A 26,997-nucleotide genomic window follows, 5' to 3' on the forward strand; every position below is an offset into this window, starting at 1 on the left:
TTTATAGCATGGTTTAAAGCAATATTTTAACAAGATGTTATAGAAAAAATCACCTTGCAGCTATTTAAATTTATTGGACTGATCAGATTTCCATTGCAGATATTTCTTGCGCAAACAGGCACCACAAGGCCGGTATCCATAGTTTAAGGCTTCTTGTTCATTTGCAAAAAACACTCTGTTCTCCGGTTTCATTTTCTTACCCGCATTACAGGAAAGTAAACCATAAATTTTATCCTTCTTATTACCGCCCATTTGTATGACGCCCTGATGTATCAGACGAAACAGGACTTTCTGTCTTTCTAACACGGTTTTTCCTAACTGGATATGATGTTGCATGCCATCTCATTTGTATGCGAATTTCCAGGTAATCCGTTTTAAAGACAACCCGAAACTTGCGGTTAAGTGCCAACAAAAGTATTGCAGTTACTGTTTTACATAAATATTATTTGTATCTTCTATTCACCGTAAAACATAACCTACTATGGCTCAGGAAGAAATCTGTCCACACATGAAAGCGCTGCAGGAATTAAAGCAGGCTACAAAGTATGAGTGCGAGGAGTGCGTAAAAATAGGCTCAGACTGGGTGCATCTCCGGACTTGCCAGACATGCGGCGCTACGTTATGCTGTGATCAGTCGCCACACCAGCATATGACGGCACATAATCATCAGACACATCATCCCGTTATATCTTCTGCTGAACCGGGAGAACGGTGGTTGTATTGTTATGAAGATGATAGTTTTGCAGAATATTAAATGGAGGATTTTATGTAAGATTATTGCATAAAATATATATTATATCTGAAAAAAATCTATCTTTATTACTCAACCAACTTCTATTTTTTGAAGAAAAAATTTGATGCTCTGTAGCACCCAAAGTGTTACAATTGAAAAAGTACAACATTTTAAAAGAGACCGACAACCGGCATACGTATAATGTTGCCCAGCAAATCCTGAATGACATTTATCCTCGTGATTCCATCTGGCATGATGATTTTCGCAACTTTTGCGAAGATGATCGCTTGTCTGCGCAATTGCGGCTATGTAATGATCCGGGGCTTCAGCTGAATTCTTATGGCGCTAATCATAGCAGGAAATCCATTTCCAAAAACAGGAAACAATGGATGCGAAAGTCTATTAAAATATTGGTCATGCGCCATGACAGATCATCTCATATTATCATTGGCTGGTAAAACACAGGTCATCTCTAATTAAAACTTATGAAGAAAAAATTTGACGCGCTGTAACACCAAAAGTGTTACAAATGAAAAAGCACAACATCTTAAATGAAACGGATCATAGTCGTACCTACCTACTGATCAGAAAGGAATTTCGTTTTGCCTGTCGTATTTGTGGCTGGAGCTCAGATTTTTATCGCCCCTGCCCTGACCGTAAAGAGAGATTTTCATTTTTCGAATGCGACGAGAACATGCAGCCAATAAGAAAGGTATATGGCGGCTATTATAGCTGGAAGCTGGTTTCCAAGAACAGAAAACAGTGGATGAAAAAACGATTCATTTCTCTCCGCAAAAGTAGGTTCTATGATCCGGCACTTTGCCGCCTCGGCTGGTAAAAATAAAGGCTTACAACACAAATGTTGTAAGCCTTCTTTATATCTTCGCTTTTGCTATTGCGGCCTTGTTTCTTTCATTCGTATCCAAACCAGCAGGCCAGAAAGGAAAGTGAGTATGCCTGCGATATGCACGGCCCAAATCAATCCTACGAGTTGCGCCACAATCCCTGCCATCAATGCTCCTACAGCATAGCCAATATCTCTCCAGAACCTATATACACCCAGAGAAGAAGCCCTCCAGGCAGGATGTGCGGAATCACTGACTGCCGCCAGCAATGCAGGATATACCATGGCCGTACCGATGCCTAGCAATACAGAGCCTACCAGCCCGGAAGCAAGTGGTGGTAAGAGTTCCAGGCCTATAACGATATGCCCCAGTACCTGAACAAACATCCCCCACACTATCAGCGGCTTTCTTCCTATTTTGTCGGCAAGCGGGCCGGTGATGATTTGTCCGGCACCCCATACTACCGGGTATATTGCTTTAATCCAGCCCACTCCTTCCAGGCCTACGCCTGCGGAAATAAAGAGCAGTGGAAATACGCCCCATGACATACCATCATTCAGGTTGTTGATGAGGCCCGCCTGAGAAACGGCAAAGAGGTTTTTATTTTTCAGCGTTGTTTCCTTGAAAACCCAGAGCAGACCTGGTTTATGCGCCTGCTCTCCAGCGGTGGTCATTTTCACAGAAGCCGCTTCTAATTGAGCGTGCTTCCTGGTATCTTTAACAATGAATACAGATAATAATAAACCTATTATCGTATAGGCGATACCGATATAGAAAGGTTGAGGGCGTAATCCATACCTAGCAGCCAGGTAACCAGTAAGTAAGGCGGTGAGTCCAACAGCCCCGTAACCAGCGGCCTCGTTGAGGCCCATTGCCAGCCCTCTTTTCTTAGGCCCTACCAGGTCTATTTTCATATTTACAGTCATAGACCAGGCAAATCCCTGGCTGACACCTAACAATATATTTGCTGCGATAATCCAGTTCCAGGAGGGCCCCCAGCCAAGCAGGAATGGAACAGGCAACCCTATCAGCCAGCCCCATATCAATACCCGTTTGCGGGTATACTTATCTGCCAGCATCCCTGAAATTAAGTTGGTAAAGGCTTTCACTACACCAAAGGCTATTATGAAGCTGAATACCACGAGGTCCGCATTGATCTTAAACTCCTCCGTTCCCACCAGCGGTACTACCGTGCGCTCCAAGCCTACCATGCCTCCCACCAGACTATTCACCAGTACCAGCAAACTGAATTGTTTCCAGTTCTCCTTTAACCCTAACTTAATCTCCACTTCTGTTAAATTATTTATCCTGCAAATATACAAAGAAAAAAACTATTCAATGAATTCATTGAATAGGTACATGTCAAGAATCGTCATACACGGATTCACCAGCCAAACTCATCCTATAAGATGCAGGGCATTGCTAGTTTGCGTGGTCGTAAGAAATAAAAAAGGCGCCTAGGGCGCCTAATAACTTTAATCTTTTTTAACTGATACCGGATAACCTTTCAGCACCCAGTCAGGAAATCCTTCCTGCAAGCGCCTGGCCTTGTAGCCCTTCTTCTTGAGTAAATGCACTGCCTCATCGGCGTATACACAAAAAGGGCCACGACAATAAGCCACTACGGCCTTATTTTTGGGCAACTTCTTTAACAGATGATCTAATTCTTCAATAGGTGCTGAAATGGCGCGATGTATATGTCCCCGGTTATATTCCTCTTCCGGCCTGACATCCAGCAGAATAACCTCATCCTGCTGGATCATATGTGCTAATGTAACCGCATCAACGCTTTCCAGGTTACTATATCCTTTACGGAAATCACTGACCACTTTTTCTATCTCTGCATTATAAGCCAGTCCAAGCTCCCTCAGCCCTGACCATGCGTTGTAAACGTTTTCACCTGCCAATGTGTAATTGATAAAATTCCCATCACGGGTAATTGTCACCAGTTTAGCGCTTTTCAGTGTTTGTAAATGCTGTGAAGCATTAGCTACAGACATGCCTGTATAGTTCGCGATCTGCTCCACCGTAAAAGGCCCCTGTGCCAATAGATCAATTATCTCCAGGCGATGCGGGTTCCCTAATGCTTTGGTCACTTTCGCCAATTCACCGTATACTCTATCTTTAAATACTCTCTTGTTCATATACATCACAGTTACAGTGTAAAGTAATTGTGTTAATCGTTAGTTGGATAATGTTTATCCAGCCAGTTCATTTTAATATTCTTTGTAAGATTCAGCAATTTAGCATTTTTATACCCCATCTCCTGTAATGCCTTAAATGCAGGCCTGATATTCGGACATTTATCAAATGGACAGCATCCGCAATAAATCACGATCTCCTTACTTTTGGGCAGCTTGCTCACATACTTTTTCAATTTGTCTAGATTTGCCTCATCAGAGGCCGGCCCCATATCCACTGAGCCTTTGATCAATGCACCCGGGCCTACAGACAAGATTACCACCTCCTTTTTATCAGTGATACTTTTAGCTAATGTTTCCGGCTGTATCAGCTGAGCGGCCGTCCATGGGTCCTGTTTGGCCTGTGACTGCAGCTTTCCCTGGAATAAAAACAAGACAACAACTAACAACAGGTAGTTTTTCATAGATATCATTTTTTGTAAAGGTAAAAAAACAGCAACAGCTATTCAAGTTTTTTATTGAATAGATAATATTCGCCATTTTCTCACTCGCGCTGAATACCTTATATTGCTTCCCCAATTGTATAACCCAATTAATTGAAATGAGTAACACGGAAACCATTACTACGGATATTGCCAGGGCATTAGCAATGCTACTGGAAAAACTGAATAACAGCAAAGACGCGGCCACCCTGATTTCCAGGACAAGCTTACAGGCTGGTATTTTCGACTTCGCCAGGTTCGTTTATAAAAACGGAGAAATGCACCTCTATACAACCAATGACGATTTCAGCGATGCAGACATGCACTATGAAGGGCTGCCACAAAGCATTACAGACGAGGCCACTGTTGCAGAGATCTCCGAACAACTGCCACCGCAGCTGAAAAAAGTGCTTGCCTCCTACGATAATCTTCCTATCCTTGATTATGTTTTTATCGTCCATGGAGAAATCATTATCGGTAACAGACGTCATAAGATAGCACCGTTTATCCATGTCAGTGAGCCGAAGAAACAATGGCTGCTTACCGCAATAGACAAATATCTGCAAGAAAAAATCAGTAACGGTACATACCCAACGAAAAAACTGGAAACCTTCTTCCTGGCGCGGCATCTGGTATCGCCACAGTTGTTTCCCCAACCTGATTACCATCAAATCATCCGGACATTTGATCTACTTCTGGAGCTCAATAAAAATAATAAAGATGCACAAAAAGAGCATCGTTATCATATCACCCGTGCACTGTCGGATTGGGCGGAAAACCACTTTCTGACCAGGTTCTACGATATTACTAAAATAGGTTTTCAGGCACCTGTATATCAGCTCAAAGCGGAGCATCCAGCTGCCGAACCTGCGGCATTGGATCTTTTGTTATATGTTGCCGGATCAATCATTCGGTACGAGCCAAATTATTCCAGACCAGGTGGCGTTACATACGTTAACCTTGCAAAAGAATTAGGTAGCTCTAAAGCCGCTACCCTATTGAGATCCGGCACTGGAAATTTCCAGCCGTATACATCGGCGGTCGTAAAACTTACCCCCAACGACGTTTTTGCTACCATTGATATACAGGTATTACAGGAAGATGGCAGTGCATACCAAGAAGCACTTGCCTACCTGCAAAACTTGCTCAACAGCGGTTTCCCACGCAGCTATAGCATTGTTCTCAAATCAAAGGAAAAGCAATTCCTGCCAATAAAAGGCTTAGCAAAAAACGGCACACATCGTTTCTTTGCCAACGCTTTGCAATATGTGGAAGTATATCCAGCATTGGAAGCCTATGCACGTATAGCCATGTCCGTAGAATATCAATGGTATGAAGATGCAGAAGCACAGCAATGTTGTATGCCTGGCTCCTATGCGGTATTTGGACTGGGTTTCGCTGATACCGGCTATTCCAATCTTGTAAAAGATTATATGGCGAGAGTTGACACAGAACATCAATCGGTACAAAATCAATTTACATTGGCATATATTGACAAACATGGCGCTGCAACAGAACAAATGCCTGTTATCACTACCTGTCTGCTGGCTTGTCAGGAAATGAAGCCTGTAAAGCAATTATCAGCAATCAGCCATGATGCGCTGTCCGCATTGATATTATCATTACAAAACGAACCATCATACAGCGTTGAACACGTTATCTTTCAGATCTGGGGTGGCAAAGAGAAACTTGCAGCTCTGGCTAAAAAGAAAGGTGCGGCGCCACAGCTACAAACGTTATTGCAGCTGGCTGCCAATTAATGCTGCCGTATAAACGACACTACAGCAGGGATTAGCGCAGGATGCAATGGCAAGGCCTCTTTCTGATTAACGCCAATCCCTGCTGCATCTTTCAAAGGATGCACCATATCTTTGATCAGTAACAATGCTGAATTAGGCTGACACTCATGCAGATGGGCCGCTTGCGCAGGAAGCACCTGTGTATCTTTTGTGCCATTAATAATCAACATCGGCATATTGAGATGCGACGCCTGTTCACAAGGCAGATAGCGAAAAGAACTACGCCAATAGGCATACGAAGCCGGACTCAATACGGATAACAAATAGGTAGGCACATCATTCGGCTCTGCCCCCGCTTTCAGCTGGTCCAGTATATTTTTAGCAGTATGCGCAAATTCAGCTGAATACATTTGGTTGATTTGTGCCACCACCACATCTGCCACAGGATCGGCTGGCCCGGCAATAGATATAAACGCATCATAATGCTGCAGAGAAGCCACCGCCATACCTATCAGTGATCCTTCACTATGTCCGATGATAATGATACGACTGAAATTGCCTGAATTACGCAGGTGTTGCACCCATGCAGCGGCATCGCTGATATAATCATCCAGCGATGTTTGTGCCATAGGCTTGCTGATTTGTGTACTGCGTCCTACACCGCGCTTATCATATCGTAATGAAGCAATACCATTGGCATTCAGACCATCTGCCAGTTGCAGATAGGAATGTTGAAAGGCCATTTCTACTGCACCGGCATCTCCATTCCGATCCACCATCCCAGACCCTGGAATAATCAATACCATCGGTACTTTATCATTCGCCGCAGGTTGCTGCAAAGTACCATATAACACACTACCATCCTGTGTTTGAACAGTATCCAGCGTTTCATTTTCACGTAGTCCAACTTTCGGTAATACTTTTGAAAATGTAAAGCCTACTATTTTTCTTTCTGGACTAATAGCAACATTTATTATTACTGTACTTCTCTGGAATTCGTTGTAAACGCGCACCAGGTCATACAATCCTTGTTTGCCGGCCTCCTGTACTTCCCCCAACTGCTCCCATTGTCCATATTGCTGCTGTACCTCCGCCCACATGTCGCGTAGCATTGCTGAATGATCGCCCTTCATACCCTGTCCATCCATCATGCTCATAGCGCTACTCCAATTTTCTCTGGACAGCAGTATACAAAATCTGGCTGCCAGATCTTTCGTTTGTGCATTGACGGTAGTAACAAAAAAGATAAAAAACAAGATACTCAGGTAACGCATGATCAGGAATTAACTTGTTGACGATAGAGATACCAGGAATAAAAAATAGGGATAAGCGCGGTAACCAGGATAACAGTAATCATAATGTATTTGGTAGCGGCTGCCTGCATGAATATTGATATTATAAAGCCTGTGAGGCCACCGATAAACAACAAGGTGCCACCCAAATGATGGGTTTTACGCCATATCAATTCACTGCTGAATGTCCAGGGTGTTCGGATACCCATCATGCTATTGGGTTTCACATTATACAACAGGTTACCCAGCACGGTTAGAAATACTAACACAAATTGTGGAATAAGCTTTTCAACATTGAAAAAATTTGGTGCAATGATGGCGCATAAAGGCCCGATTGTAGTCACAGCATGCGTTGCCACCCAAAGGATATTATAGTATTTATGATGTATGGCCTTTGTACTGATGGTAGGCTGGGCAATTTTAAAGACAGCAAACACCAATGCATTTGCAAGCAACAGAAATAACAACATAAACCACAACGCGCCTGATTCAGTGGAACTTTGCGGTATATAATTCGTCGCTTTCAGCATCTCCACCACAGGGATGGCAGCCAACAATACCAGCAGGGCTATTTTGATCCAATACTTCGCTTGAGGCATGGCGGGCAAACTAATGAGCTGCATGGATGGGTTTCCACGTAGGAAAGTCATAGCGGCCCATATCAGCAGCATACCTGGCAGTAAAGCCAGCAGCATTGGCAATGGCGCCATGTGGCTATCTACGACCATGCCTTTGCTTGTAAAACTATAGTGCGAAGGTATTTTTGCGGGCAACTCCGCACGCAGTAAAAGGTACACCAAAAATGGTGTAGCCATAATCAGCACGGAAAGCCATTCCTTTCTCCAGTTATTTGCCTTCATAATTCACCTTTTTAGCTGATTTAAAAGAGAAAGCCCCATTCGAAAACTGCATCATCCATTTCAGCAATTCATCCATTACCGTTGTGTTCAATGAATACGTAATAAACTGCCCGTTCTTTTCACTCGTGATCAATTCTGCCTGCTTCAATAAATCCAGGTGATGAGAGATGGTAGGCTTGGAGAAATCGAAATGCTCCGCTATCTCTCCAGCGGTAAGGTCCTGCTGCTTCAGCAGTTCTAATATGTCGCGGCGCGTCTTATCATTTAGCGCCTTAAATATGTTATTCACAAGAAGATATTTAGACAACTATCTAAACACTAATTTAGACATTTATCTAAATACACAAAAATAAAATTTCGGGCCTGAGCCCCCACTGCGCTACATGTAGAACGCAATCAGCTGATACCGAAGGCATCAGCTGATTGCATAAAAAATTTTACAATTAAAAATCTGTTAATTATGTTAGCGCTTAGAATTTCAGGGCGAAAGTACCGAGGAACCTAGCCGGTGGCTGAGGAGTGAGTCGAACAGACCATGCCTGTTCACTAGTAAGATTATCCACCTTAACGCCTACACGAAATTTAGGACGCTCATAAAAGATAGATGCATCCAGCATCAGGTAGCTTGGAATCGTGATCTGCACTTTTTGTGTATTGGTCTGATAAGACATACTACCGGCATTTCCACCAAATCCAATGCCCAGGCCATTCAGCTTACCCTTGGTAAGGCGGTAGCTTGCCCAGAAATTCCACATATTAGCCGGGCCGGACAATGCAGGGCGTCGGCCTTGTACAGTGGAATCGGCCTTCGTGTATTTACTATCGTTATATGCATAACCTGCTACGATGTTCAAGCCCGCAACAGGGTTTGCAGTAATTTCGGCCTCTACGCCTTTACTACGCTGCGTTCCATCCTGGATCTGGTAGTTCACATCATTAGGATCAATGCGCAGCACATTCTTTACCTGTATATCATAAACGCTTAACGTACCTACCAATTTGTGATTCCATACATCCGCCTTCACACCATATTCCAGCTGATTGCCCTGCTCAGGTTTGAAGCTATTGCCTTGCGCATCAGAACCGGCTTTGTTGAAGAACCCATTCATATAGTTACCAAACAAGGATACTCTATCTTTCAGCACCTCATACACCAGGCCCAGTTTAGGCGACAAGGATGTCTGGTTATAAGCACCTGTTGTTACACCAGTGGCTATATTATAAACGCCCTGATTACGGTAGTGATCTACACGCAAACTCACCATAGCCATCAGTCGGTCTGTAAAGTTGAATACATCCGAGAAATATGCAGCATAGCTATTGTCGCCATTATTTTCTGTACGTGGCGTTCCTGTTGGCAACAGGGAATCGATCTTATAACTGTAAACCTTATACGAAGAACCAGGATTGATAAAGTTTACGGTGGGGCCGTTTACAGCGATCCTGTCGAAAGAATTAGCATTGTTGTAATAGTCCAATCCCAGCACCAGGCGGTTGCGGAAGTTACCGATCTTAAAGTCACCGATAAAATTCTGCTGCATATCTGTAGCTATAAATGCCGTATAACCTTTCATGACATTGGCGCGTAACGTAGAATCCGTGCGGCCGTTAAGCGCAGTGATATAGCCATCAATAGAAGATCTGGCACGGGAGACAATGGTTTGTGAGGTCCAGTGTTCCGAGATTTTATAATTCACCTGTGCAAAGATGTTCAGCATTTGTGTGTTATAGGCAATATCATTGCTCAGGAACATCTTATTATATGGGAATCCCATATTGGCAATAGAAATATTTTTGGTACCGCCGGTATATGGATTAAAACGCACTACTGACGTGCCTTTGGCCTGACCAAATTCCACGTCCAGTAATAAAGACAAGCGATCATTGATCTGATAGGAAAAGCTTGGGGCCAGACTAACGCTTTTGGTAAAACCCATATCCTGGAAGCTCTGCTCAAAGGTGGTAGCACCATTCACACGAAACAGCATGGTCTTGTCTTTATTTACAGGTGTGTTTACGTCTACTGTCAGTCGGTTGAAATTCCAGGAACCGCCGGTATATGCTACTTCTCCACCGAAGCCGTTGTAAGGTTTTTTGGTAACGCGGTTATACAATCCGCCATAGCTGCTGGATACGTTGGTCCCAAACAAAGTAGCAGAAGGCCCTTTGATGGCCTCTATCCTTTCCAGGTTGGCATTATCAATGCTGGAAAAAGCCTGACCAGCCACGCCGTTGCGGGCATTAGGTTCCGTTTCGAAGCCACGGGAGCGGAAAGTAACCCTTCCCTGGTTGGCGATCATCGGGATACCTGCGCCAGGAACGTTTTTGGAAACGCTGCCCAGGTCTACAGCCATCTGCTGTTGTATCAATTCTCTTGGAACGATATTATATACCTGTGGATTTTCCAGGTTCTTCAATGGCAGACGAGAAATATAATAACTTTCTTTTTTAGATAGTCCATTCACATTACCCACTACGCGCACTTCCTGTAATGCCTGGATATTTTCTTTTGGCAGCTTATAATCCAGGGTAGCGGCTTTACCCGCTTCGATATCTATCTGGAAATCCTTTTCCGCAGCGCCCAGCAATTGAATGCGAAGAATATAATGCCCTGCCGGAATACCTTCAAAGCTATAACGGCCATCATTATCGGTTAAAGTACCCTTATCCAATTGCACGATGGTAACAGATACCAGCTCCAGTGGCTGACCAGTATTGGAAACCACCTTCCCTACCAGGGAACCGCCATTAATGGTTTTATCATCAGTTTGCGCAAAGGTTAGTAAAGGGAAAGATAAAAGAACGAATAGCAGTAGGCTCCTCAGCAGTGTTGGCATGTATAAGAAATTTCGGCAAAGGTAGCGGCCGGAATTTTTAATCATTTATCAAATCGGGAAAAATTTGCAGGTGATATTTTTTCCAATTCCGAATAAATTTTAAATAGAAATATTTTATTTAGATTCTCCAGCTAATGTAAAATATTACAGACGATCAGGACACCACACTAAATATAGCACTGCTACTTGCAGGCAGTAATATATAAAAACGCTTATAAATCACAGCAAGGCAAATAGTTGCAAACACACCATCCATGCAGGAATACAGCAATCTGCATCTTCATAATTATTTATTATTACGCGAAATAAAATCTACCTGAAAATGTTTTAATTTGGCATTACCCAAAAAACTACATCAATGAAATATCTGCTTATGTTTGTGTTGACTTGTTACCCCCGGATAATCTACGGCCAATCCGCACCCCATGAGTTGTATACCGTGGGCGTTGCCATTGGTCTGTTAGGCGGACTTTATGAAGGTTTCTATCCTATCGGAGAATTAAAAACCAAAGGAGATTTCGGCCTAGGCGCGCCAGACAAAATAGATGGAGAGTTGCTACTATTCAATGGAAAGGCCTACCAGACCACCGTTGATGGTAAAACCAGGGAATTACCGGATGATTATAAAGTTCCTTTTGCTATGGTCAATCATTTCCGGCCTAGCATACGTATAAGCATAAACGAAAAGATAACTAAACAGGAATTATTTCATCGCCTGGACAGCCTGTTTCCAAACCAGAATGGCATGTATGCCATTCATATCAAAGGAAGATTTTCTTATGTAAAAAGCAGGGCGCTCCCACCTGTGGATCAACCGCCTTACCCTACCTTTAAGAACTGGGCGAAGCAGCAACACTTCTTCGAATTCAAAGAAGCCGACGGAGACCTTATTGGATACCGATTACCAGCTTATATGGATAATACTAATATCTCTGGTTATCATTTTCATTTTCTCTCTGCTGATAAAAGTGGTGGCGGACATATGATCGATACGGAATTATCATCGGTAATAGTGGAGCTGGAACCTTTAGATGGCTATACGGTTAAAATCCCGCAGACGAAAGGGTTTCAGCAGTTCAACTTCCATGAAGGACGAAGTACGGAAGCAAAAGATATCGATGAAATCTACGAGAAGAAATAACGCCTGGTAACAACAGCTGCCTTAGGGCAGCTGTTGTTCTCTTTCGAAAAAGCTTTTTGCAGCCATCTGGGCTTCCACTTCGCCAATGGCCAGCATGAGGTTATGTTGCGTGCTAGTGAGCGCTGATAAAGCCTGCTCCATACGTTTCCAGATAGGCTCCATTGCGGCTATGAGTGCTGCGCCTTTCTCTGTGAGCAACAACAGGCGCTTACGCTCATCCTGCTTGTCTTTTTTAGAACGGATCAACTTTTGTTTTTCCAGTTCCTTCAGCAAACTGATGGTGGAAGGATGCGTATAACCTATCTCCTGGGCTATCTCCATTACACTCAGCATACCTTTCTGATGCAAACAGAATACTACCGGAAACCATTTCGGTTCAAAATCGATACCATGTGCTTTATAGATCTGCTGCCCGTCTTTACGGAGTTGTTCCGCAACACGCTGCAGCCGCGTTGAGATGGCAAGAATCCCTGAATCGTCGATTACATTCCGCATAGTAGCATTTTTATAAAGCAAGATGGTAAAATACATTATCCGCGTTCATCAACGGGAAATACGAAGGTAAGTCGACTTTAGCGATTATCTTAAACTGATTGCGTTCATAAAAGCGCATCGCCGCATGCAAAATATCCACAGTACCCAGATAAAGGTCTGTAATACCATGCACTTTGCAATAGGCAATAAGATGCTCCAGTAGCTGTTGCGCCAGCCCGTATTCCTTTCCACGGTATTCCTTTTTCACAAACATCTTCCTGATCGCGCCTGCATGATGACCGATATTAATCAGTGCAATTGTTCCTGCCAGCGTCTCTCCTACATAAATACCCCAGAAACCACCGCCAGATCCATGGTAAAAGTTATCTATATTACTCAGGTCCGGCTGATCTGCCAGGGTTACGTTTACGCCAAATTCCTTTGTCTGAATAGGAAGTATAATATCTATTACCTCCTGCGATGAGTCATCGTGAAGCTTTGCTATGCTGATTTTAGGCAACATAAATATATATTTTAGTATAAAACTACGTAGTTAACTACATATATCCAAATAATAAAAAAAAACGATTCTCACAGAATCGCTTTTAATGTAGCTGTAGGAGTAGGAGTCGAACCTACACGAGGCAGTTAGCAGTAGCAAAAAAAGTTAGTGGTTAGCTGTTTACGCTGCTGTTTGTCCTGTTATCCTCACCCTCGAGACAAGAGGGCATGTCTGCCAGTTTCATCATCCCACAGTATGTGTGTTTCTTTCAATGACAATACAAACATACAACATTTTGTGTTTTTAATCCAAATTATTCAATAAATAATTAGATTTTATTGATTTAATCTAAAAAAATAAGATTTTGTTTAAATAAAATAAAATAAACACCTTTTATAGTATCCTGCATTAGATTTCATTTATTTGGGGAGAAATAGCATGCAAATACCGCTACGTATATACTATAGCGTTACTATTCTATGTGGATGTCATACTTGGTAAGCAGCCCAGCGACGTCTTGTAAAGAGAATTTAGCCTTCTTGATTTTATTACGTTCGGGGTCAATTATGTAGCCTGTAGCTTTGCGTAGATCTGCTTTTTCGAGGTTGGTATTATCAAAGGTCGCACCAATAAGGTCGCAATTCAGCAAGACAGCCTGGCTGAGATCTGCCAGTGTGAAATCTACTTCACGCAGTATGGTGTCTTTACATTTAAGCTTTTTCAGATTGCGGTTATAAAAGGAAGCATGTTGCAGGTTACATCCATCGAAACTCACTTCAAATCCGAAATCATTACACGTATCAAAATGAAGTCCCAACATTTTACAGCCGATAAACCTGACTTCTCTAAGCGCGGTCTTGTTGAGCTGCACCATGCTCAGGTTACAATCTGAAAATTCACATTCCACGAAAATACTTCCAGAGAAATTCACATTGGAAAAATCACAATGTTGAAACTTACAATTTTCGTACTCTCCCGCTGGAAACCCACTCAGTGAGAAGTCTTGCTGCTTAAAGATTTCATCCGTAAATACCTTTTCCATACCTCGCTTTTTTTACCAGCGAATGTAAAAATTATTCAGCGGAATGTTTTGTTATTTATGATTGCTAAAAGTAAGTTGTTGTGCTGGTGCCACGGTGGTGGCTACATAGGGTCGTATAAGGCTAATCATCTTCTCCGTTCTCCAAATTCTTGTTTTTTTTGTAAGATGATAATAAGAATCGAAGAATAAACTATCCGGGTACACGAAGTCTTCGGGTTTATTTAATACGGTAACTTTCAGATCGGCCAGAATGCTTGCCTGATATTGATGAATCACAGATTTATTGAACTCATAGGACGACTTAGCAAAGGTAGGAAACAGGAAATATAGCTTTGCTCCTTTTGCACTGATTATATCATTGGCTTTATTGATTTTTGCAATACCGTCCCAATAACCACTCTGTAGCTTCAGCGGCGTGGCCGGCGCGCCATCAGGGCGCAAGTCCAGGTGTGCGATCACATCGCCATAACTATTAAATGCATGACGAGAATACACCTGTTCCAGCTCCGCCTTCCTCTCTCGGATAGCTGCAGGCTTGAATCGTAACATCAACCTATCGCGATTATAGCAAACCTGGTCAAACTTCGCTTCTACCAGGTGTTTGAATGTTGTATAAAAGTCCTGTTCATAATAATTACCTGCATCTGGCAAAAACTTGCCTGCAGCATAATCCAGGTCATATCTCCCTTTCTCTAAAAAATATTCTGCAGATAAAAATACCACATCTCCAGCGCGTACATTATGTTCCAGTTCCTGTAAAATAAAATCAAGTCCTAGTCCGCCGTGTAACCCTAGATTCACTACTGGCATATGAATAGCATCTTCCACCATTTTACTATCGAGTCCAAATGCCACATTAGATCCCCCTGCAAATATCACGCGGTTACCCTTCATTTCATTGAGCCTTGCATGTTTCACCACAATGCCGCCTACATAATCGAATTCGCCCGGCACCGCTAATGGTGGCCCCAACAGCAGCAGTAATCCTGTGAAGATTGCAGTAAACAAAAATATGCGCAGTAAAAACGACTTCATATTAAAACTGGAAATAAATGAATTGTTGTTGTTCTGATTTCAGGAGGATTATAACAAACAGCAGCACCAGGTATACAGCCCATCTGACGGGTCTTCCCAATCGCAGGCTGATATTGCCTAGCGCATACGGATAGGCTCTCCCCTGCCATTCTATTACCATGAATAATGCTACAAGCAATAACATCGTCATTGGAAATACAGTAGGCTTGTGAAAGAGGCCTGGCGAAAATATTTCCCGTAAATAAGCGAATGCATGCGCCGCATTTTCCGCCCTGAAAAATACCCATGCCAACGTCACCAGCAAGAAGGTTGACAACATCTGAAAACCCTCTCTGAAAGAAGGCAACAGCCTTCCCTGCGCCACAATTTCCATATTTTTTCTATTGCGATCAGATAACAACAGCGGTAGGAAGTAGATAGCATGAATACCGCCCCAGATGATAAAAGTCCAGTTAGCACCATGCCAGAAACCGCTCAGCAGGAAAATGATAAATGTATTTCTGACTGCTTTAAAACGCCCTTCCCTACTGCCTCCCAGCGGAATATAAACATAGTCTTTAAACCAGGAGGAAAGGGAGATATGCCAGCGTCGCCAGAATTCGGCGATATCACGCGAGAAATAAGGATAAGCGAAATTTCGCAACAACTCAAAACCAAACAGGCGCGCGATTCCCAACGCCATATCAGAGTAGCCAGAGAAGTCGCCATAGATTTGAAATGCAAATAATACCGCGCCCGTCAGCAAGGTACTACCGTTATAATCTGCCGAATGATTGAAGATCTGGTTAGCATAAGAGGCACAACCATCGGCAATCACCATTTTTTTCAGAAGCCCCCAAAGTATTTGCCGTAGGCCATCTGCCGCTTTTTCACTATTAAAAATCCTGGGCTTTTCTATCTGCGGCAGCAGATGCGTAGCACGCTCTATAGGGCCTGCTACCAGCAATGGAAAGAAACTAACGAATAAGGCGTAATTGATGAAATTTCGCGTAGGCGTTACCTTTCCATAGTATACATCTATCACGTAAGACAAGCCATGGAAAGTATAGAAGGATATGCCTACCGGCAGGATAATGCGCAAGGTCCACAGATGAGGCTGAAAGCCCCCCGCCTGCAATAACTCCGCAAAAGAGCCAATAAAAAAGTTGTAGTATTTGAAGAAAAAAAGGAATCCTAAATTAATACCAATGCTTGTTGTTAACCATATTTTTTTCTTGCTGATACCTGCAGCCTGGTGTATCATGATCCCTGAAGTATAATCCAGTAAAATCGAAAAAAACAGAAGAAACAGGAAGCGATAGTCCCACATGCCATAGAACACAAAGCTGGCTACCAGTAAAATTAAATTTTGAATCATTAGGGAGCTTCGCGCCACCAACCAATACAGGATGAAAACGATCGGCAGGAATAATGCAAACTCGAATGAGTTGAAAACCATAAACAGTATAGGGGTTTACCGCAGTCTAAAGTTGGATTGATAACTGACTCCGAAAGTAGCGCTTTCAGGTGAAAATTCAAAGTTGCGCCATAGACTAGTATGGCTCTCAACCATTTAAATCCAGCACCAATGAGGGAAAGCAAAAGACAATCATTCTAAAACAGATAATAAATATTTATAAATTATAAACAAATATTTATGTATAGAAATAATTATCAGAAAGGGCCCACTCAGTGGTGAAAGGTGCGGTCCAACTGTACCCTATATTCCGGATGTTTCTTCAGAAAACTGGCTACAAAGGGGCAATATACCATTACTGGTTTATTGAGGGATTTAGCATAATCGAAGGCCGCTCTTGCCAGCAAGGTAGCAATACCTTTACCTGTCAGGCCGGCAGGCACGGTCGTGTGCATGAAAGCGATATCTTCTTTATAAAAACGATAAGTAAGGATCGCTTTCTCCATTCCCTCGCTGATTTCAAATTGCAGCTCCTTCGTATTATTGACAATATTGTAAATAGTATCAGACATATATCCGATAACAACCAGTAATTAATGGTTGTTTTAAAAATGAAAAAGTCCCGTCTCTACCGGATAGAGACGGGACTTAAAAAAATAACAAGATCAATATCAGAGTACGCTCACAGGTCGTTTCTGATCATCTATTGCCACAAAGGTAAAAGTGCCATTGATGGCCAGTTCCCGGCGGTCGGAGTACATTTCTTCCGTGTATATTTCCACGGTTACTTTCATGCTGGTATTACCCACTTTCGATACTCGGCCAATGAGTTCAATGATAGTACCCGCAGGAATTGGTTTGTTAAAATCAATTTTATCAGAGGATACTGTCACCACTTTTTTCCTGGTAAAGCGTGTAGCGGTAATGAAAGCTACTTCGTCCATAAGATACATGGCAGTACCGCCAAACATGGTATCGTAGTGGTTGGTACTATCCGGGAATATCGCTTTAAAGATATGTGTCTGCGATGCCTGTATACGTTCTTCTATTGTCATTGTATAAAATTTATGAGCTGTCACGGTTTGTCAGGCAGGAATTTTATTACGCAATGTTTTAGCGGCTGCTACCATGGCAGCTACTGCAGCTTTGGTTTCCGGCCAATCCCTGGTTTTGAGGCCGCAATCAGGGTTTACCCATAATTGCTCGGCAGGAATTACTGCCATAGCCTGTTCCATCAGGTTTACCATTTCTTCTTCTGAAGGAATGCGCGGTGAGTGAATATCATAAACACCCGGGCCAATATCGTTAGGATATTTGAAACTAGCAAAACCTTCCAGCAGTTCAGACTGAGAACGGGAGGTTTCAATAGTGATCACATCGGCATCCAATGCGGCAATACTTTCAAAGATATCATTGAATTCGGCATAGCACATATGCGTATGAATCTGCGTTGCGTCTTCCACACCGGAGGATGCTACTTTAAAGGCCCTTACAGCACCATCCAGGTATGCGTTCCAGTTCTCCTTGCGCAAAGGCAAACCTTCCCTTAATGCTGGTTCGTCTATCTGTATTACTTTGATGCCGGCAGCTTCCAGGTCTTTCACCTCATCACGGATCGCCAATGCGATCTGCAGGCAGGTAGCAGCTCTTGGCTGGTCGTTTCTGACAAAGCTCCATTGCAGAATAGTTACGGGGCCTGTCAGCATACCTTTTACAGGCAAAGTTGTGAGAGACTGCGCATATTTGGTATAGTAAACGGTCATGGCTTCCTTACGTTCCACATCACCGAAGATGATAGGAGGTTTTACACAACGGCTGCCGTAGCTCTGTACCCAACCATTTTTAGTGAATACAAATCCTTCCAGCTGCTCTCCGAAATATTCGACCATATCGTTTCGCTCAAACTCACCATGTACCAATACATCCATTCCGATAGACTCCTGCCATCTGATGGAAGCGGCGGTTTCTTCTTTGATGAGTTGATCATATTCTTGCGGGGTGAGTTCTCCTTTCTTCCATTTACTGCGCCAGGAACGTACCGTAGCCGTTTGCGGGAAACTACCGATGGTAGTGGTCGGGAACATAGGCAGTTTCAATACCTTTTGCTGCGCTTTTTTACGGGCTGCGAAAAGGCTTGTACGCTGCGCATCAGCCGCAGTGACAGCTGCTGCTCTTGCCGTTACTGCTTTACGGTGAATCAACGGAGATGTTCTGCGAGACGCCATTGCAGCATCATTATCTTTCAGCTCCTGTTCTGCATTCACAGTTGGATTCTCCCCTGCAAGCACCGCCAAAGTTTTTACTTCATCCAGTTTTTGCTTTGCAAATGCCAGCCAGTTTTTAATGGTAGCAGGAAGATTCTTTTCATCTGTTTCCTGGTCCAGGTCACATGGAGAATGCAACAGAGAGCAGGAAGGAGCTACCAGCAGGCGATCTTCTCCCAGCACGGCTTTTGCTTTATTGATCAGCTCCAGCGATTGACGGAAATCATTTTTCCAGATATTACGACCATCCACTACGCCAAGGGATAAACGAAGTTTTGTTTTTCGTATATCCGTTGCCAGGATATCATCTAGCTGTGAAGGACAACGTACGAGGTCCAGATGTAATGTCTGTACCGGTAATTTAAGCACTGCCTCCAGGTTAGCGCCGTAACATTCGAAATACGATGCCAAAATCAGGTGCAGCTGCGGAAATGCTTTCTGGATAGCGGAATAGGCACTGCTTATTGCATCCAGTTCTACTTTATTGAGATTGAGTGAGAGACAAGGCTCATCAAATTGAATATAGTGTGCATCCAGTTCATCGAGTTTTTTCAAAACTTCCAGGTATACCGGCAGCAAACGATTGAGGAGCTGTAAACGATGGAAGCCTTTTTCTTTTTCCTTACCTAATAACAGGAAGGATACAGGCCCCAGCAATACAGGCTTAGCATTAAAGCCTGCACGTTTTGCTTCATTGAACTGATGAATAACTTTTTCAGAGAAGAGAGAGAACTGCTGATTGGCAGTAAATTCAGGAACGATGTAATGATAGTTGGTATCAAACCATTTAGTCATTTCCATGGCTGTAACATCCAATCCTTCTTTCTGGTAGCCGCGTGCCATAGCAAACTGTAAATCCAGCTGTGGCAGCTGCTTTTCGACCAGCAGATCATGGTAACGCGTTGGAATGGCACCTGTCATCATACTGGTATCCAACACATGATCATAGAATGAAAAGTCGTTACAGGGGATGATATCAATGCCGGCATCTTTTTGCAAATACCAGTTATTTAAGCGTATATCCCTGGCCGTTTGTTCCAGTTGAATAGCGGTGATCTTACCACTCCAATAGGCTTCACTGGCCTTTTTCAGTTCACGGTGGGCACCAATTCTTGGATAGCCCAGGTTATGTGTAATCATTTCCCAGTTGGTTTTAAAGTGATTGATGATATCCTGTCATCTTTACTTCAACACCTTCTGCGGGAATAGTGGGGAGGATACCTGGCCTGTTACTGCGTACGTCAGTAATAGCAAGTATACCCGAAAGCTGACCCCACTTCAATCCGCGAAAGTATTGTCAACATGCAGAAAAGGCAGGTCTCCTGGCTCGTAGTATCCGTGTCCGTTCTTCTCGTCTTCAGGTGACAATGAACATAAGTTGGACAGGATTCAGGTAACTACTTACAGTTGCGGGACAGCCGGCGATTTAAACACCGTTCCCTTTTAATGCTGCGTTGGCAGCAACCATTTCTGTATCAAAAAGTAAATTAAATAGATATTGAGGGCAATTTAAGGAATAAATATCTTCATAAACAAATTTAAAAGAAAAAAAGAACATTAATCTACCCATATATCAGAACAAAACAATTGTTTTAACAAAACAAACAGAAATATATTCCAATACAACAATAGTTTAATTACTACTTATTTGATCTTTCGTTCTGCCCTGCTGACAGCACTTGTTCCAAACCAACCTAACATTTTCACTTTCCCTTTAGGCGTTGTATTCTGCATATTGGAAGGCACATTTTCCAGGACCTTTGCAAACAGGCCAGTAGTCGTAATTTGCTGATACACCTGCGCCATAAAATCATAGCTTTTTTTGCTTAATGATGATAAACGCACCACCACCGTTTCGTTTAGGCGGAAAGGATGTTCATAATCCGTGATATGCTGTGTCAACGGCAGAATAAAAGGTGTGCCGTCAGAGATACCTCCTTCCAGCGAACCATCAATAGAAAGTAAATCTTTCAGCCGATGCAGGGTATCATTCCTGTAAGAGCGGATCCAGTAGTTGTCGCCAGCGCCAGGGATATCCACCGCAAAAAACTTAGCATAGAAACCTTCCTTTCCGGAAGTAGCTTCTTCTGCTGTTTTATGGCCGAATAATATAGAATCAATAGGCGGCACCCTCTTGATGGAGTCTGTGCCTTCAAAAATTTCATTCTTATATTCTATATGCAGCTTATATACATGATTTACATAGCCAATAGGCCTGGCGCTGGCATCATACGTATATACGCCACCGTTATAGGTGAATGGATAGCTGTTACCAGAAGTGAGATCATTCAATATTATCCTTGCCTCCTTCACCGCAGGAGCTGAATCCTGAGCAGTATAAGGCACGGACATGGTTAAACGAATAGTCTGTACGCCCTGATCGGTAGTGATCCAGGCATCCAGTACCGGGTACGACTGGCCTTCTGCCACGTTGAGATCAATTGCATCTTCACATGCAGTAAAACCCAAAAGCAACACCAACGATATCATGCTTATTATTTTTTTCATGGAGATAAGTTTTACTGTTATCAGAAACTAAAATTATAGGTGATGCCCGGAATGATGGTTCCAATAATAGAAAGGCGAACAGCTTCTCTCTTATTAGGATCGTCAGGGTCTTGGCGGAAGTAAACGGTATAGGCATTTCTTCTTGCATAAACGTTATAAAGAGAAAATACCCACTCCCCTTTCCATCGATGTAATTGTTTGCCACGGAGGGTCATAGAGAGGTCGAGCCGGTTATACGGAGAAAGGCGGTAAGTATTCCGTCTGTTAGTGCTGTTATAAGGAATATCCCAGCCCTGGAACTCGAGGCGGTTATCCGCGAACGTTGCTGGTGTGCCTGATGCAAAAACAAAATTACCGGAAACGGATACACGCTTACTAATAGTACGCGTGGCGGTGATGTTTAGATTATGGGTACGGTCATACCTGTTGAGGAACCATTCGCTCAAACTGATACCTGGCGTCCTGCGTTCACTACGAGACAGCGTATAACTGATCCAGCCCGTTGTTTTACCAATATCTTTTTTCGCATATAATTCAAGACCATACGCTCTTCCTTTGGATGGCAGCAAATCGGCTTCTATCAAGGGATTTAGCTGCAAGTCAGCATTGTCGATATAATCCACCTGGTGCTCAATCCACTTATAAAACACTTCCGCTGATATTTCAAATTTATTATCGGGCGCATGGTAAAAATAGCCTGCGGTATATTGGTCGGCCACCATCGGCTGTATGTTATTGGTGCTTGGTGTCCAGATGTCTAAAGGCGTTGGCGACGCAGTATTAGATAACTGATGCATGAACTGCGTGGTTCTGCTATAAGCCAGTTTAACAGCATGTTCATCGGTGAATGCATACCGCAAGGAGATCCGTGGTTCGAAGTAAAGATATCTTTTCATTGGGGCCCAGGCGTCATAATTCTTCTGTCCTACCAGCCGTTTGCGAACACCAGCAGTAGTATCTGCATAATAGTAGGCAATACCGGTACCTAAAAGCTGGTAAGCTGAAAAACGGGCGCCATACTGAATACCGAATTTTTTTCCGAGCTGATATTCATGATCTATGTAAACAGCTGATTCCAGCGCATGCTGATCGGGCAATTGTTTCACCGTTTGTGTGAGTCCTTCGCTACCCACGCCAGTACCGGGTTTGATGGTGTAATAAACACCCTGCGCCCCGAAATGAATAGTATTGCTTGCATTCACATACCAGGTAAAGGAAGGTTTAAAGCCATAGTTAATGATGTTGGAAGTCCAGTCGTAGCCTTGCTCCGGTTCGTTTGATGTTTTCTTGCTTAGGTTTGTAAACTTCAGACTATAATCATATTTACTGTAGTAGGTAGAGAGATTCAGAAATAGTTTATTATTAAAGACATGATTCCAGCGTAGTGTGGCTGTGGCATTGCCCCAACTCATATCGATATCATTACCGAGTCCGAATATATCTCTTCCGAGATAACCACTCAGAAAAAGTGTATTGTTATCATTGATCTTATAATTTACTTTAGCAGTGAGATCATAGAAGTTCAGCTTGGTATCTTTCATATCTCCTGTGGTAAAGGGTTTCATAAGAACATCTATATAAGATCTTCTGGCAGCAACAATAAAAGAAGATTTATCTTTTACGATCGGCGCCTCCAGTGATAGTCTGCTAAAAATATTGCCGATACCTCCGTTCATATTAAACTGCTGGTTGTTACCATCTTTCATACGTATATCCAGCACAGAAGAGGTACGGCCGCCATATTCAGCAGGGAAGCCGCCTTTGAGGAGGTTCAGGCTTTTCACCGCGTCAGGATTGAACACCGAAAAGAAACCTAGCATATGGGTGGCATTGTACACTGGTGCTTCATCCAGTAGGATAAGGTTTTCATCACTGTTGCCTCCACGAACATTGAATCCGGAAGCTCCTTCGCCCACGGTTTGTACGCCTGGTAATGTTTGTATCGCACGCAATACATCTACTTCACCCAACAGTGTCGGCATCTTTTTCATCTGTTGTATATCCAGTCTGTTGATACTGGGATGAATGGCATTGATGGAATTCTCTTCTTTGTCACCCATTACGGTAACTTCATTGAGCTGGCTGCTGACTGGTTCCAGGCTGATGTCTTGCTTAATGTTATGCTGAAGATGAATAGTGGTTTTAAAAGTTGTATAACCTACATACCGAAATTGCAGTTCGTGATCACCAGCTGGTAAGGTCAATGAATAGAAGCCGTATTGATTAGTAACAGCGCCAATGCTTGTACCTGCTTTACCAACGGATATGCCTATCAGGGTTTCGCCATTATGCTTGTCTTTTACATATCCGCTAATCGTATATCGGGCCTGCTGTGCATATACACAGGACAAGCTCAGTACCGAACATAGTACAGACAACAGTACGACGATAGTCTTATTTTCCATAGAACTAAATGCAAAGGTTTTTAATAAAGATGATGATGGTTTCAGCTCATGGGCAGGGCAATAAGACGTAGGCGTATGCGTTATCCGGAAAAAAATTTAGTAAATTCATTAGCGATATGGTAACAAAAAATTCACATGAGATATGGTATACGTAACGCAATTTACTCGCCCTAATCATCAAGAATAATGCCAGCGGCCTTCGTTTTTTTTATAATTAAAAGACTGCGGTCACACTTCATTCGTCATGTATTTAAATTTGATTTAAATTCCCCAACAATCTTCCCCTTATGAGATTCATTTTTACATCCCTGCTAATTGTATTGACGATAAATATCAATGCGCAAACTCTTACAGATAGCGCCTACGTACTGCATACCTCAACCGGCGATCTTTATGGTACGCTTACCTATCCTGTGAGCAACCTGCAGGTGCCGGTAATGTTATTAATTGCGGGTTCCGGTCCTACCGACAGGAATGGCAACAATAAATTTGGTGTCCGTAACGACACCTATAAACAACTTGCTGACTCTTTGGTACAATATGGTATTGCTACCTTACGATATGATAAACGCGGGATAGCCGCCAGTAAAGCAGCTATGAAGTCGGAAGCTGAAATGTTGTTCAGTACTTATGCAGATGACGCCGCTTCATTTCTACATGCATTAAAAGCGGATAAAAGATTCAGTAAAGTTTATGTTGCAGGTCATAGCGAAGGCTCGTTGATAGGTATGCTGGCCTTTGAAAAAGAGCCAGTAGCTGGTTATATCTCTATTGCAGGAACGGGAGAAAATATAGGCATCACCCTAAAAAAACAAATAGCTGTCAGCGCTCCGATGGTAAAAGATAAGGTGGGTAGTATGTTGGACAGTCTGGCCAATGGTATGCATGTATGGTCTGATGGCAGTCCGGTAATGCAGTCACTTTTTCGTCCTTCACTACAACCGTATTTAATCTCCTGGCTGAAATATGATCCTGCAGTGGAGATAGCAAAAATCGATGCACCGGTACTGATTTTACAGGGCACTACCGACATGCATGTACACGAAGAAGATGCTGAATTGTTGAAGAAAGGAAATCCAAAAGCAGCTTTACATATTATAGCTGGTATGAATCATATATTAAAGGCAGCTCCGGCCGATCAGGCAGCCAATCTGGCTACCTATAGCGATCCGAAACTGCCTTTAAACAGTGAATTAGTGCGATATATTACGCAATTTCTGAAATAGCTTCCGTAACGGGAGACGGAGTGCTATTCGCACGTTTAGTCTTCACCATTTTACTTACGCGGCCTAACAATACGATACTGATCAAACTAAAGGCTACAACGACCCAGCCTACAATATCATAATGTTGGAGCGGAGAAAAGCTATCCTTACGTGTTACGATCATGCCTGTTAATACAGCAGCCACGCCACCTGCAATCTGTTGCAGCGATGCGTTGATACTCATAAACGCGCCTCTGTCTTCCATAACAGGAATGGCAGTCACCATGGTAGTTGCCGGCACCATACGTGCTAAAATACCTGCAAGCATCAATACGTTGATAACTACGAGTATCCATAAAGGTTGTGGTGTAATATTGGTGTAGATGACCACCATTACCATCAACCAGCAGGCAGCAACGGTATACAAACCGAATTTGTCTACCTTATCACTCAGTTTACCTATTAGCGGCATAATTATCAACGAAGCACAACCAGAAGCAGTAAACAATATTGGTAGTTGCTCCTGTGTAACATGCAGGTTGTTGATAGCATAAGTGCTACCAAAAGGCATCATCATAAAACCACCAATAGATAATAACGCAGTAGCGGTAAAGGCTACACGATAATCTTTCTTCTTAATGGTATGCAGCAGGTGCTGAACAATTGATTTATCATGCTGCATTTTCAGATGCGCTGTCACTGGTGGCAAGCGGAAAATGATCAGGTTCATGATAAGTCCGGCCAGTATCACCACCATAAAGAAAGGTGATTCCCAGCCCCAGCGATTAGCGATATACAAGCTTACAGGAATACCAAGTACCTGGCTAGCTCCAAAGCCCATCTGGGCAAAGCCAATTACGCGACCACGCTGTTCCAGAGGAAACAGGTCCGTCACAATGGCCATAGATATGGAGCCGATAACACCACCAAATAACCCGGTGATGGTACGCGACGCAACCAACATGGTATAGTTAGTAGAAAGGCCACAGCACAAGGTTCCTAGCATAAAGCCGCCGTAGAAAAATATCAACAGTTTCTTGCGGTCATATTTATCGGCAAAACCTGCGGTGAGCAATCCGGAAGCGCCAGCACTGAAGGCATACGCAGCTACTACGATACCAAAGTGGTCAGGCGTTATTTTCATAGACTTCATCAGTATATCACCTAACGGAGATAACACCATGAAATCTAGTACAACTGTAAACTGAGTAAGGGCTAACATTAATACGATGAGCTTCTGCTCACCACTAAAGGGGATTTCTTTTTTCATATACAACGATTAATAAGCATGCTCTCATCCTTTGAGATGCAAAAAATAATTAGTTTCCGGTTGAGAATAGAGCGGTTACATAACTTTAAGATTTAGATCGTTATTTAAAGGATTTAATTACTTTTTCGAAGGCCTCTCTCAATATTTCATCAGTAAGCTGAAACTTTCTACCACCAAAGCTCTTGCCTTGCTGGTGAAATCGGATCAACGTATACAATGGCGAAAAAGCCACTGCCCAGTATACTTCCAGCGACATACAGGTTAGCTCTCCCCGCTCATGAGCTTTGGTCATAAACGTAGAAGAATGTTTCTTCATCTGGTCGTTTATCTGTACCTGTTGGCAGTTACCAATGTCCGTATTACGCATACGCTCCATGAAAGTATTCATCATGGGTTCTTTCAGACAATATGCCGCCCTGTTTTTCCACTGCTTCCACAATCCTTCCTCAAAGCTTGATTCAGGATCAAAATCATGAAAAATGGCTTTTACCATGGCATCACTCGCCTCCGATACAATATTTGAAATCAGGTCTTCCTTATCCTTATAGTAGATATAGATGGTAGCCGGAGATACCCCCGCCGCCTTTGCCAAACGATTAATCCCGAAATTTTCATACCCCTCTTTTGCTATCATTTCGATAGCTTTTTCTTTAATATTCTGGATTTTATTCTCGTCTCTATATCTCATGACGCAAAAATAAGTAAGCAATCGCTTATTTTAAAATTATTTTTCTCTGCTGAATAGATCCCGGAGTTAGAACCTTTGATTTTTAAGGCGTTGAATTGGGAAATAATAATAAAAAATACGCCTGGGCACAGGAGTCAA

At 42.9% G+C, this 26,997-nt stretch carries 26 protein-coding genes and 1 riboswitch; of the genes, 6 read left to right on the top strand and 20 right to left on the bottom strand.

Features of this window, described 5'->3' with window-relative positions; all coding sequences use genetic code 11:
• Nucleotides 1–60: 60 nt before the first annotated feature.
• Nucleotides 61–336, bottom strand: coding sequence for an Ada metal-binding domain-containing protein (locus tag ACE38W_RS18180; protein WP_375832887.1), 276 nt, complete (start codon nucleotides 334–336; stop codon nucleotides 61–63).
• A 145-nt stretch (nucleotides 337–481) separates the two neighbouring features.
• Between ACE38W_RS18180 and ACE38W_RS18185 the strand changes: the two genes are divergently transcribed.
• From ACE38W_RS18185 to ACE38W_RS18195, 3 genes are all read left to right on the top strand, one after another.
• Nucleotides 482–754 carry a UBP-type zinc finger domain-containing protein gene (locus ACE38W_RS18185; protein ID WP_375832889.1) on the top strand — a complete coding sequence of 91 codons (273 nt, stop codon included), beginning with the start codon at nucleotides 482–484 and terminating at the stop codon, nucleotides 752–754.
• 131 nt (nucleotides 755–885) lie between these two features.
• Nucleotides 886–1,191: a hypothetical protein gene (locus ACE38W_RS18190; protein WP_375832891.1), complete on the top strand. Its 306-nt coding sequence runs from the start codon at nucleotides 886–888 to the stop codon at nucleotides 1,189–1,191.
• A 71-nt stretch (nucleotides 1,192–1,262) separates the two neighbouring features.
• Nucleotides 1,263–1,571, top strand: a complete 309-nt coding sequence (locus ACE38W_RS18195; RefSeq protein WP_375832893.1) for a hypothetical protein — start codon at nucleotides 1,263–1,265, stop codon at nucleotides 1,569–1,571.
• Nucleotides 1,572–1,625: 54 nt separating this feature from the next.
• Here ACE38W_RS18195 and ACE38W_RS18200 read toward each other — a convergent pair whose 3' ends face one another.
• From ACE38W_RS18200 to ACE38W_RS18210, 3 genes are all read right to left on the bottom strand, one after another.
• Entirely contained in the window at nucleotides 1,626–2,867 is a 1,242-nt protein-coding gene (locus ACE38W_RS18200) for an MFS transporter (protein ID WP_375832895.1), read from the bottom strand.
• A 186-nt stretch (nucleotides 2,868–3,053) separates the two neighbouring features.
• The gene (locus ACE38W_RS18205) at nucleotides 3,054–3,722 is read right to left on the bottom strand and encodes an ArsR/SmtB family transcription factor (RefSeq protein ID WP_375832897.1); all 669 of its coding nucleotides are present in this window, start codon (nucleotides 3,720–3,722) and stop codon (nucleotides 3,054–3,056) included.
• Between the two features lie 32 nt (nucleotides 3,723–3,754).
• Nucleotides 3,755–4,183 (bottom strand): rhodanese-like domain-containing protein, encoded by a 429-nt coding sequence (locus ACE38W_RS18210; RefSeq protein ID WP_375832899.1) that lies wholly within the window; start codon nucleotides 4,181–4,183, stop codon nucleotides 3,755–3,757.
• 137 nt (nucleotides 4,184–4,320) lie between these two features.
• Here ACE38W_RS18210 and ACE38W_RS18215 point away from each other — a divergent pair, with 137 nt between their 5' ends.
• Nucleotides 4,321–5,961, top strand: coding sequence for a DUF6138 family protein (locus tag ACE38W_RS18215; RefSeq protein ID WP_375832901.1), 1,641 nt, complete (start codon nucleotides 4,321–4,323; stop codon nucleotides 5,959–5,961).
• On the opposite strand, the gene ACE38W_RS18220 is transcribed toward ACE38W_RS18215, so the two are convergent.
• From ACE38W_RS18220 to ACE38W_RS18235, 4 genes are all read right to left on the bottom strand, one after another.
• Nucleotides 5,958–7,214: an alpha/beta fold hydrolase gene (locus ACE38W_RS18220; RefSeq protein ID WP_375832903.1), complete on the bottom strand. Its 1,257-nt coding sequence runs from the start codon at nucleotides 7,212–7,214 to the stop codon at nucleotides 5,958–5,960. The genes ACE38W_RS18215 and ACE38W_RS18220 overlap by 4 nt on opposite strands.
• A 2-nt stretch (nucleotides 7,215–7,216) precedes the next feature.
• Nucleotides 7,217–8,092 (bottom strand): SdpI family protein, encoded by an 876-nt coding sequence (locus ACE38W_RS18225; protein ID WP_375832905.1) that lies wholly within the window; start codon nucleotides 8,090–8,092, stop codon nucleotides 7,217–7,219.
• On the bottom strand, nucleotides 8,079–8,381 hold the full coding sequence (locus ACE38W_RS18230; RefSeq protein WP_375832907.1) for an autorepressor SdpR family transcription factor: 303 nt from the start codon (nucleotides 8,379–8,381) through the stop codon (nucleotides 8,079–8,081). Before ACE38W_RS18230 ends, ACE38W_RS18225 begins: the two co-directional genes overlap by 14 nt.
• Nucleotides 8,382–8,562: 181 nt before the next feature.
• Nucleotides 8,563–10,929, bottom strand: a complete 2,367-nt coding sequence (locus ACE38W_RS18235; RefSeq protein ID WP_375832909.1) for a TonB-dependent receptor domain-containing protein — start codon at nucleotides 10,927–10,929, stop codon at nucleotides 8,563–8,565.
• 358 nt (nucleotides 10,930–11,287) lie between these two features.
• On the opposite strand from ACE38W_RS18235, the gene budA reads away from it, so the two are divergent.
• Entirely contained in the window at nucleotides 11,288–12,070 is a 783-nt protein-coding gene (gene budA / locus ACE38W_RS18240; protein ID WP_375832911.1) for an acetolactate decarboxylase, read from the top strand.
• Between the two features lie 21 nt (nucleotides 12,071–12,091).
• Here budA and ACE38W_RS18245 read toward each other — a convergent pair whose 3' ends face one another.
• The 10 genes from ACE38W_RS18245 to ACE38W_RS18290 all read right to left on the bottom strand — a co-directional run bounded on the left by ACE38W_RS18245 (nucleotide 12,092) and on the right by ACE38W_RS18290 (nucleotide 23,696).
• The gene (locus ACE38W_RS18245) at nucleotides 12,092–12,565 is read right to left on the bottom strand and encodes a MarR family winged helix-turn-helix transcriptional regulator (RefSeq protein ID WP_375832913.1); all 474 of its coding nucleotides are present in this window, start codon (nucleotides 12,563–12,565) and stop codon (nucleotides 12,092–12,094) included.
• 10 nt (nucleotides 12,566–12,575) lie between these two features.
• Nucleotides 12,576–13,067: a GNAT family N-acetyltransferase gene (locus tag ACE38W_RS18250; RefSeq protein ID WP_375832915.1), complete on the bottom strand. Its 492-nt coding sequence runs from the start codon at nucleotides 13,065–13,067 to the stop codon at nucleotides 12,576–12,578.
• Between the two features lie 451 nt (nucleotides 13,068–13,518).
• Nucleotides 13,519–14,088, bottom strand: coding sequence for a pentapeptide repeat-containing protein (locus ACE38W_RS18255; protein ID WP_375832917.1), 570 nt, complete (start codon nucleotides 14,086–14,088; stop codon nucleotides 13,519–13,521).
• A gap of 51 nt (nucleotides 14,089–14,139) precedes the next feature.
• On the bottom strand, nucleotides 14,140–15,123 hold the full coding sequence (locus ACE38W_RS18260; RefSeq protein WP_375832919.1) for a hypothetical protein: 984 nt from the start codon (nucleotides 15,121–15,123) through the stop codon (nucleotides 14,140–14,142).
• Nucleotide 15,124: 1 nt separating this feature from the next.
• Entirely contained in the window at nucleotides 15,125–16,561 is a 1,437-nt protein-coding gene (locus ACE38W_RS18265) for an MBOAT family O-acyltransferase (RefSeq protein WP_375832921.1), read from the bottom strand.
• 230 nt (nucleotides 16,562–16,791) lie between these two features.
• Complete coding sequence (locus ACE38W_RS18270; protein ID WP_375832923.1) at nucleotides 16,792–17,091, bottom strand: GNAT family N-acetyltransferase; 300 nt, start codon at nucleotides 17,089–17,091, stop codon at nucleotides 16,792–16,794.
• Between the two features lie 99 nt (nucleotides 17,092–17,190).
• Nucleotides 17,191–17,574, bottom strand: coding sequence for an acyl-CoA thioesterase (locus ACE38W_RS18275; RefSeq protein WP_375832924.1), 384 nt, complete (start codon nucleotides 17,572–17,574; stop codon nucleotides 17,191–17,193).
• A gap of 30 nt (nucleotides 17,575–17,604) precedes the next feature.
• Nucleotides 17,605–19,923, bottom strand: a complete 2,319-nt coding sequence (gene metE / locus ACE38W_RS18280) for a 5-methyltetrahydropteroyltriglutamate--homocysteine S-methyltransferase (RefSeq protein ID WP_375832926.1) — start codon at nucleotides 19,921–19,923, stop codon at nucleotides 17,605–17,607.
• Between the two features lie 154 nt (nucleotides 19,924–20,077).
• Nucleotides 20,078–20,267: riboswitch (cobalamin riboswitch) on the bottom strand.
• 160 nt (nucleotides 20,268–20,427) lie between these two features.
• Entirely contained in the window at nucleotides 20,428–21,291 is an 864-nt protein-coding gene (locus tag ACE38W_RS18285; protein ID WP_375832928.1) for a DUF4249 domain-containing protein, read from the bottom strand.
• Between the two features lie 20 nt (nucleotides 21,292–21,311).
• Nucleotides 21,312–23,696, bottom strand: a complete 2,385-nt coding sequence (locus tag ACE38W_RS18290) for a carboxypeptidase-like regulatory domain-containing protein (protein ID WP_375832930.1) — start codon at nucleotides 23,694–23,696, stop codon at nucleotides 21,312–21,314.
• A 287-nt stretch (nucleotides 23,697–23,983) separates the two neighbouring features.
• Between ACE38W_RS18290 and ACE38W_RS18295 the strand changes: the two genes are divergently transcribed.
• Nucleotides 23,984–24,922: an alpha/beta hydrolase gene (locus ACE38W_RS18295; RefSeq protein ID WP_375832932.1), complete on the top strand. Its 939-nt coding sequence runs from the start codon at nucleotides 23,984–23,986 to the stop codon at nucleotides 24,920–24,922.
• Here ACE38W_RS18295 and ACE38W_RS18300 read toward each other — a convergent pair.
• Together ACE38W_RS18300 and ACE38W_RS18305 are read right to left on the bottom strand one after the other, a co-directional pair.
• Nucleotides 24,903–26,171 (bottom strand): MFS transporter, encoded by a 1,269-nt coding sequence (locus ACE38W_RS18300; protein ID WP_375832934.1) that lies wholly within the window; start codon nucleotides 26,169–26,171, stop codon nucleotides 24,903–24,905. The two genes, ACE38W_RS18295 and ACE38W_RS18300, sit on opposite strands and share 20 nt — an antisense overlap.
• Nucleotides 26,172–26,271: 100 nt before the next feature.
• Entirely contained in the window at nucleotides 26,272–26,859 is a 588-nt protein-coding gene (locus ACE38W_RS18305; protein ID WP_375832936.1) for a TetR/AcrR family transcriptional regulator, read from the bottom strand.
• Between the last annotated feature and the right edge of the window lie 138 nt (nucleotides 26,860–26,997).

Origin of the sequence: Chitinophaga sp. Hz27, assembly GCF_042263525.1 — a bacterium.
Lineage (GTDB): Bacteria > Bacteroidota > Bacteroidia > Chitinophagales > Chitinophagaceae > Chitinophaga.

Bases quoted from the DNA above. Each gene is read 5' to 3' on its own strand.
- metE (WP_375832926.1), bottom strand. From the start codon at position 19,923: ATGATTACACATAACCTGGGCTATCCAAGAATTGGTGCCCACCGTGAA.
- ACE38W_RS18305 (WP_375832936.1), bottom strand. From the start codon at position 26,859: ATGAGATATAGAGACGAGAATAAAATCCAGAATATTAAAGAAAAAGCT.
- ACE38W_RS18300 (WP_375832934.1), bottom strand. From the start codon at position 26,171: ATGAAAAAAGAAATCCCCTTTAGTGGTGAGCAGAAGCTCATCGTATTA.
- ACE38W_RS18245 (WP_375832913.1), bottom strand. From the start codon at position 12,565: ATGCGGAATGTAATCGACGATTCAGGGATTCTTGCCATCTCAACGCGG.
- ACE38W_RS18295 (WP_375832932.1), top strand. From the start codon at position 23,984: ATGAGATTCATTTTTACATCCCTGCTAATTGTATTGACGATAAATATC.
- ACE38W_RS18185 (WP_375832889.1), top strand. From the start codon at position 482: ATGGCTCAGGAAGAAATCTGTCCACACATGAAAGCGCTGCAGGAATTA.
- ACE38W_RS18225 (WP_375832905.1), bottom strand. From the start codon at position 8,092: ATGAAGGCAAATAACTGGAGAAAGGAATGGCTTTCCGTGCTGATTATG.
- ACE38W_RS18215 (WP_375832901.1), top strand. From the start codon at position 4,321: ATGAGTAACACGGAAACCATTACTACGGATATTGCCAGGGCATTAGCA.
- ACE38W_RS18290 (WP_375832930.1), bottom strand. From the start codon at position 23,696: ATGGAAAATAAGACTATCGTCGTACTGTTGTCTGTACTATGTTCGGTA.
- ACE38W_RS18195 (WP_375832893.1), top strand. From the start codon at position 1,263: ATGAAAAAGCACAACATCTTAAATGAAACGGATCATAGTCGTACCTAC.
- ACE38W_RS18260 (WP_375832919.1), bottom strand. From the start codon at position 15,123: ATGAAGTCGTTTTTACTGCGCATATTTTTGTTTACTGCAATCTTCACA.
- ACE38W_RS18220 (WP_375832903.1), bottom strand. From the start codon at position 7,214: ATGCGTTACCTGAGTATCTTGTTTTTTATCTTTTTTGTTACTACCGTC.
- ACE38W_RS18235 (WP_375832909.1), bottom strand. From the start codon at position 10,929: ATGCCAACACTGCTGAGGAGCCTACTGCTATTCGTTCTTTTATCTTTC.
- ACE38W_RS18270 (WP_375832923.1), bottom strand. From the start codon at position 17,091: ATGTCTGATACTATTTACAATATTGTCAATAATACGAAGGAGCTGCAA.
- ACE38W_RS18250 (WP_375832915.1), bottom strand. From the start codon at position 13,067: ATGTTGCCTAAAATCAGCATAGCAAAGCTTCACGATGACTCATCGCAG.
- ACE38W_RS18210 (WP_375832899.1), bottom strand. From the start codon at position 4,183: ATGAAAAACTACCTGTTGTTAGTTGTTGTCTTGTTTTTATTCCAGGGA.
- ACE38W_RS18255 (WP_375832917.1), bottom strand. From the start codon at position 14,088: ATGGAAAAGGTATTTACGGATGAAATCTTTAAGCAGCAAGACTTCTCA.
- ACE38W_RS18275 (WP_375832924.1), bottom strand. From the start codon at position 17,574: ATGACAATAGAAGAACGTATACAGGCATCGCAGACACATATCTTTAAA.
- ACE38W_RS18265 (WP_375832921.1), bottom strand. From the start codon at position 16,561: ATGGTTTTCAACTCATTCGAGTTTGCATTATTCCTGCCGATCGTTTTC.
- ACE38W_RS18180 (WP_375832887.1), bottom strand. From the start codon at position 336: ATGCAACATCATATCCAGTTAGGAAAAACCGTGTTAGAAAGACAGAAA.
- ACE38W_RS18285 (WP_375832928.1), bottom strand. From the start codon at position 21,291: ATGAAAAAAATAATAAGCATGATATCGTTGGTGTTGCTTTTGGGTTTT.
- ACE38W_RS18205 (WP_375832897.1), bottom strand. From the start codon at position 3,722: ATGAACAAGAGAGTATTTAAAGATAGAGTATACGGTGAATTGGCGAAA.
- budA (WP_375832911.1), top strand. From the start codon at position 11,288: ATGAAATATCTGCTTATGTTTGTGTTGACTTGTTACCCCCGGATAATC.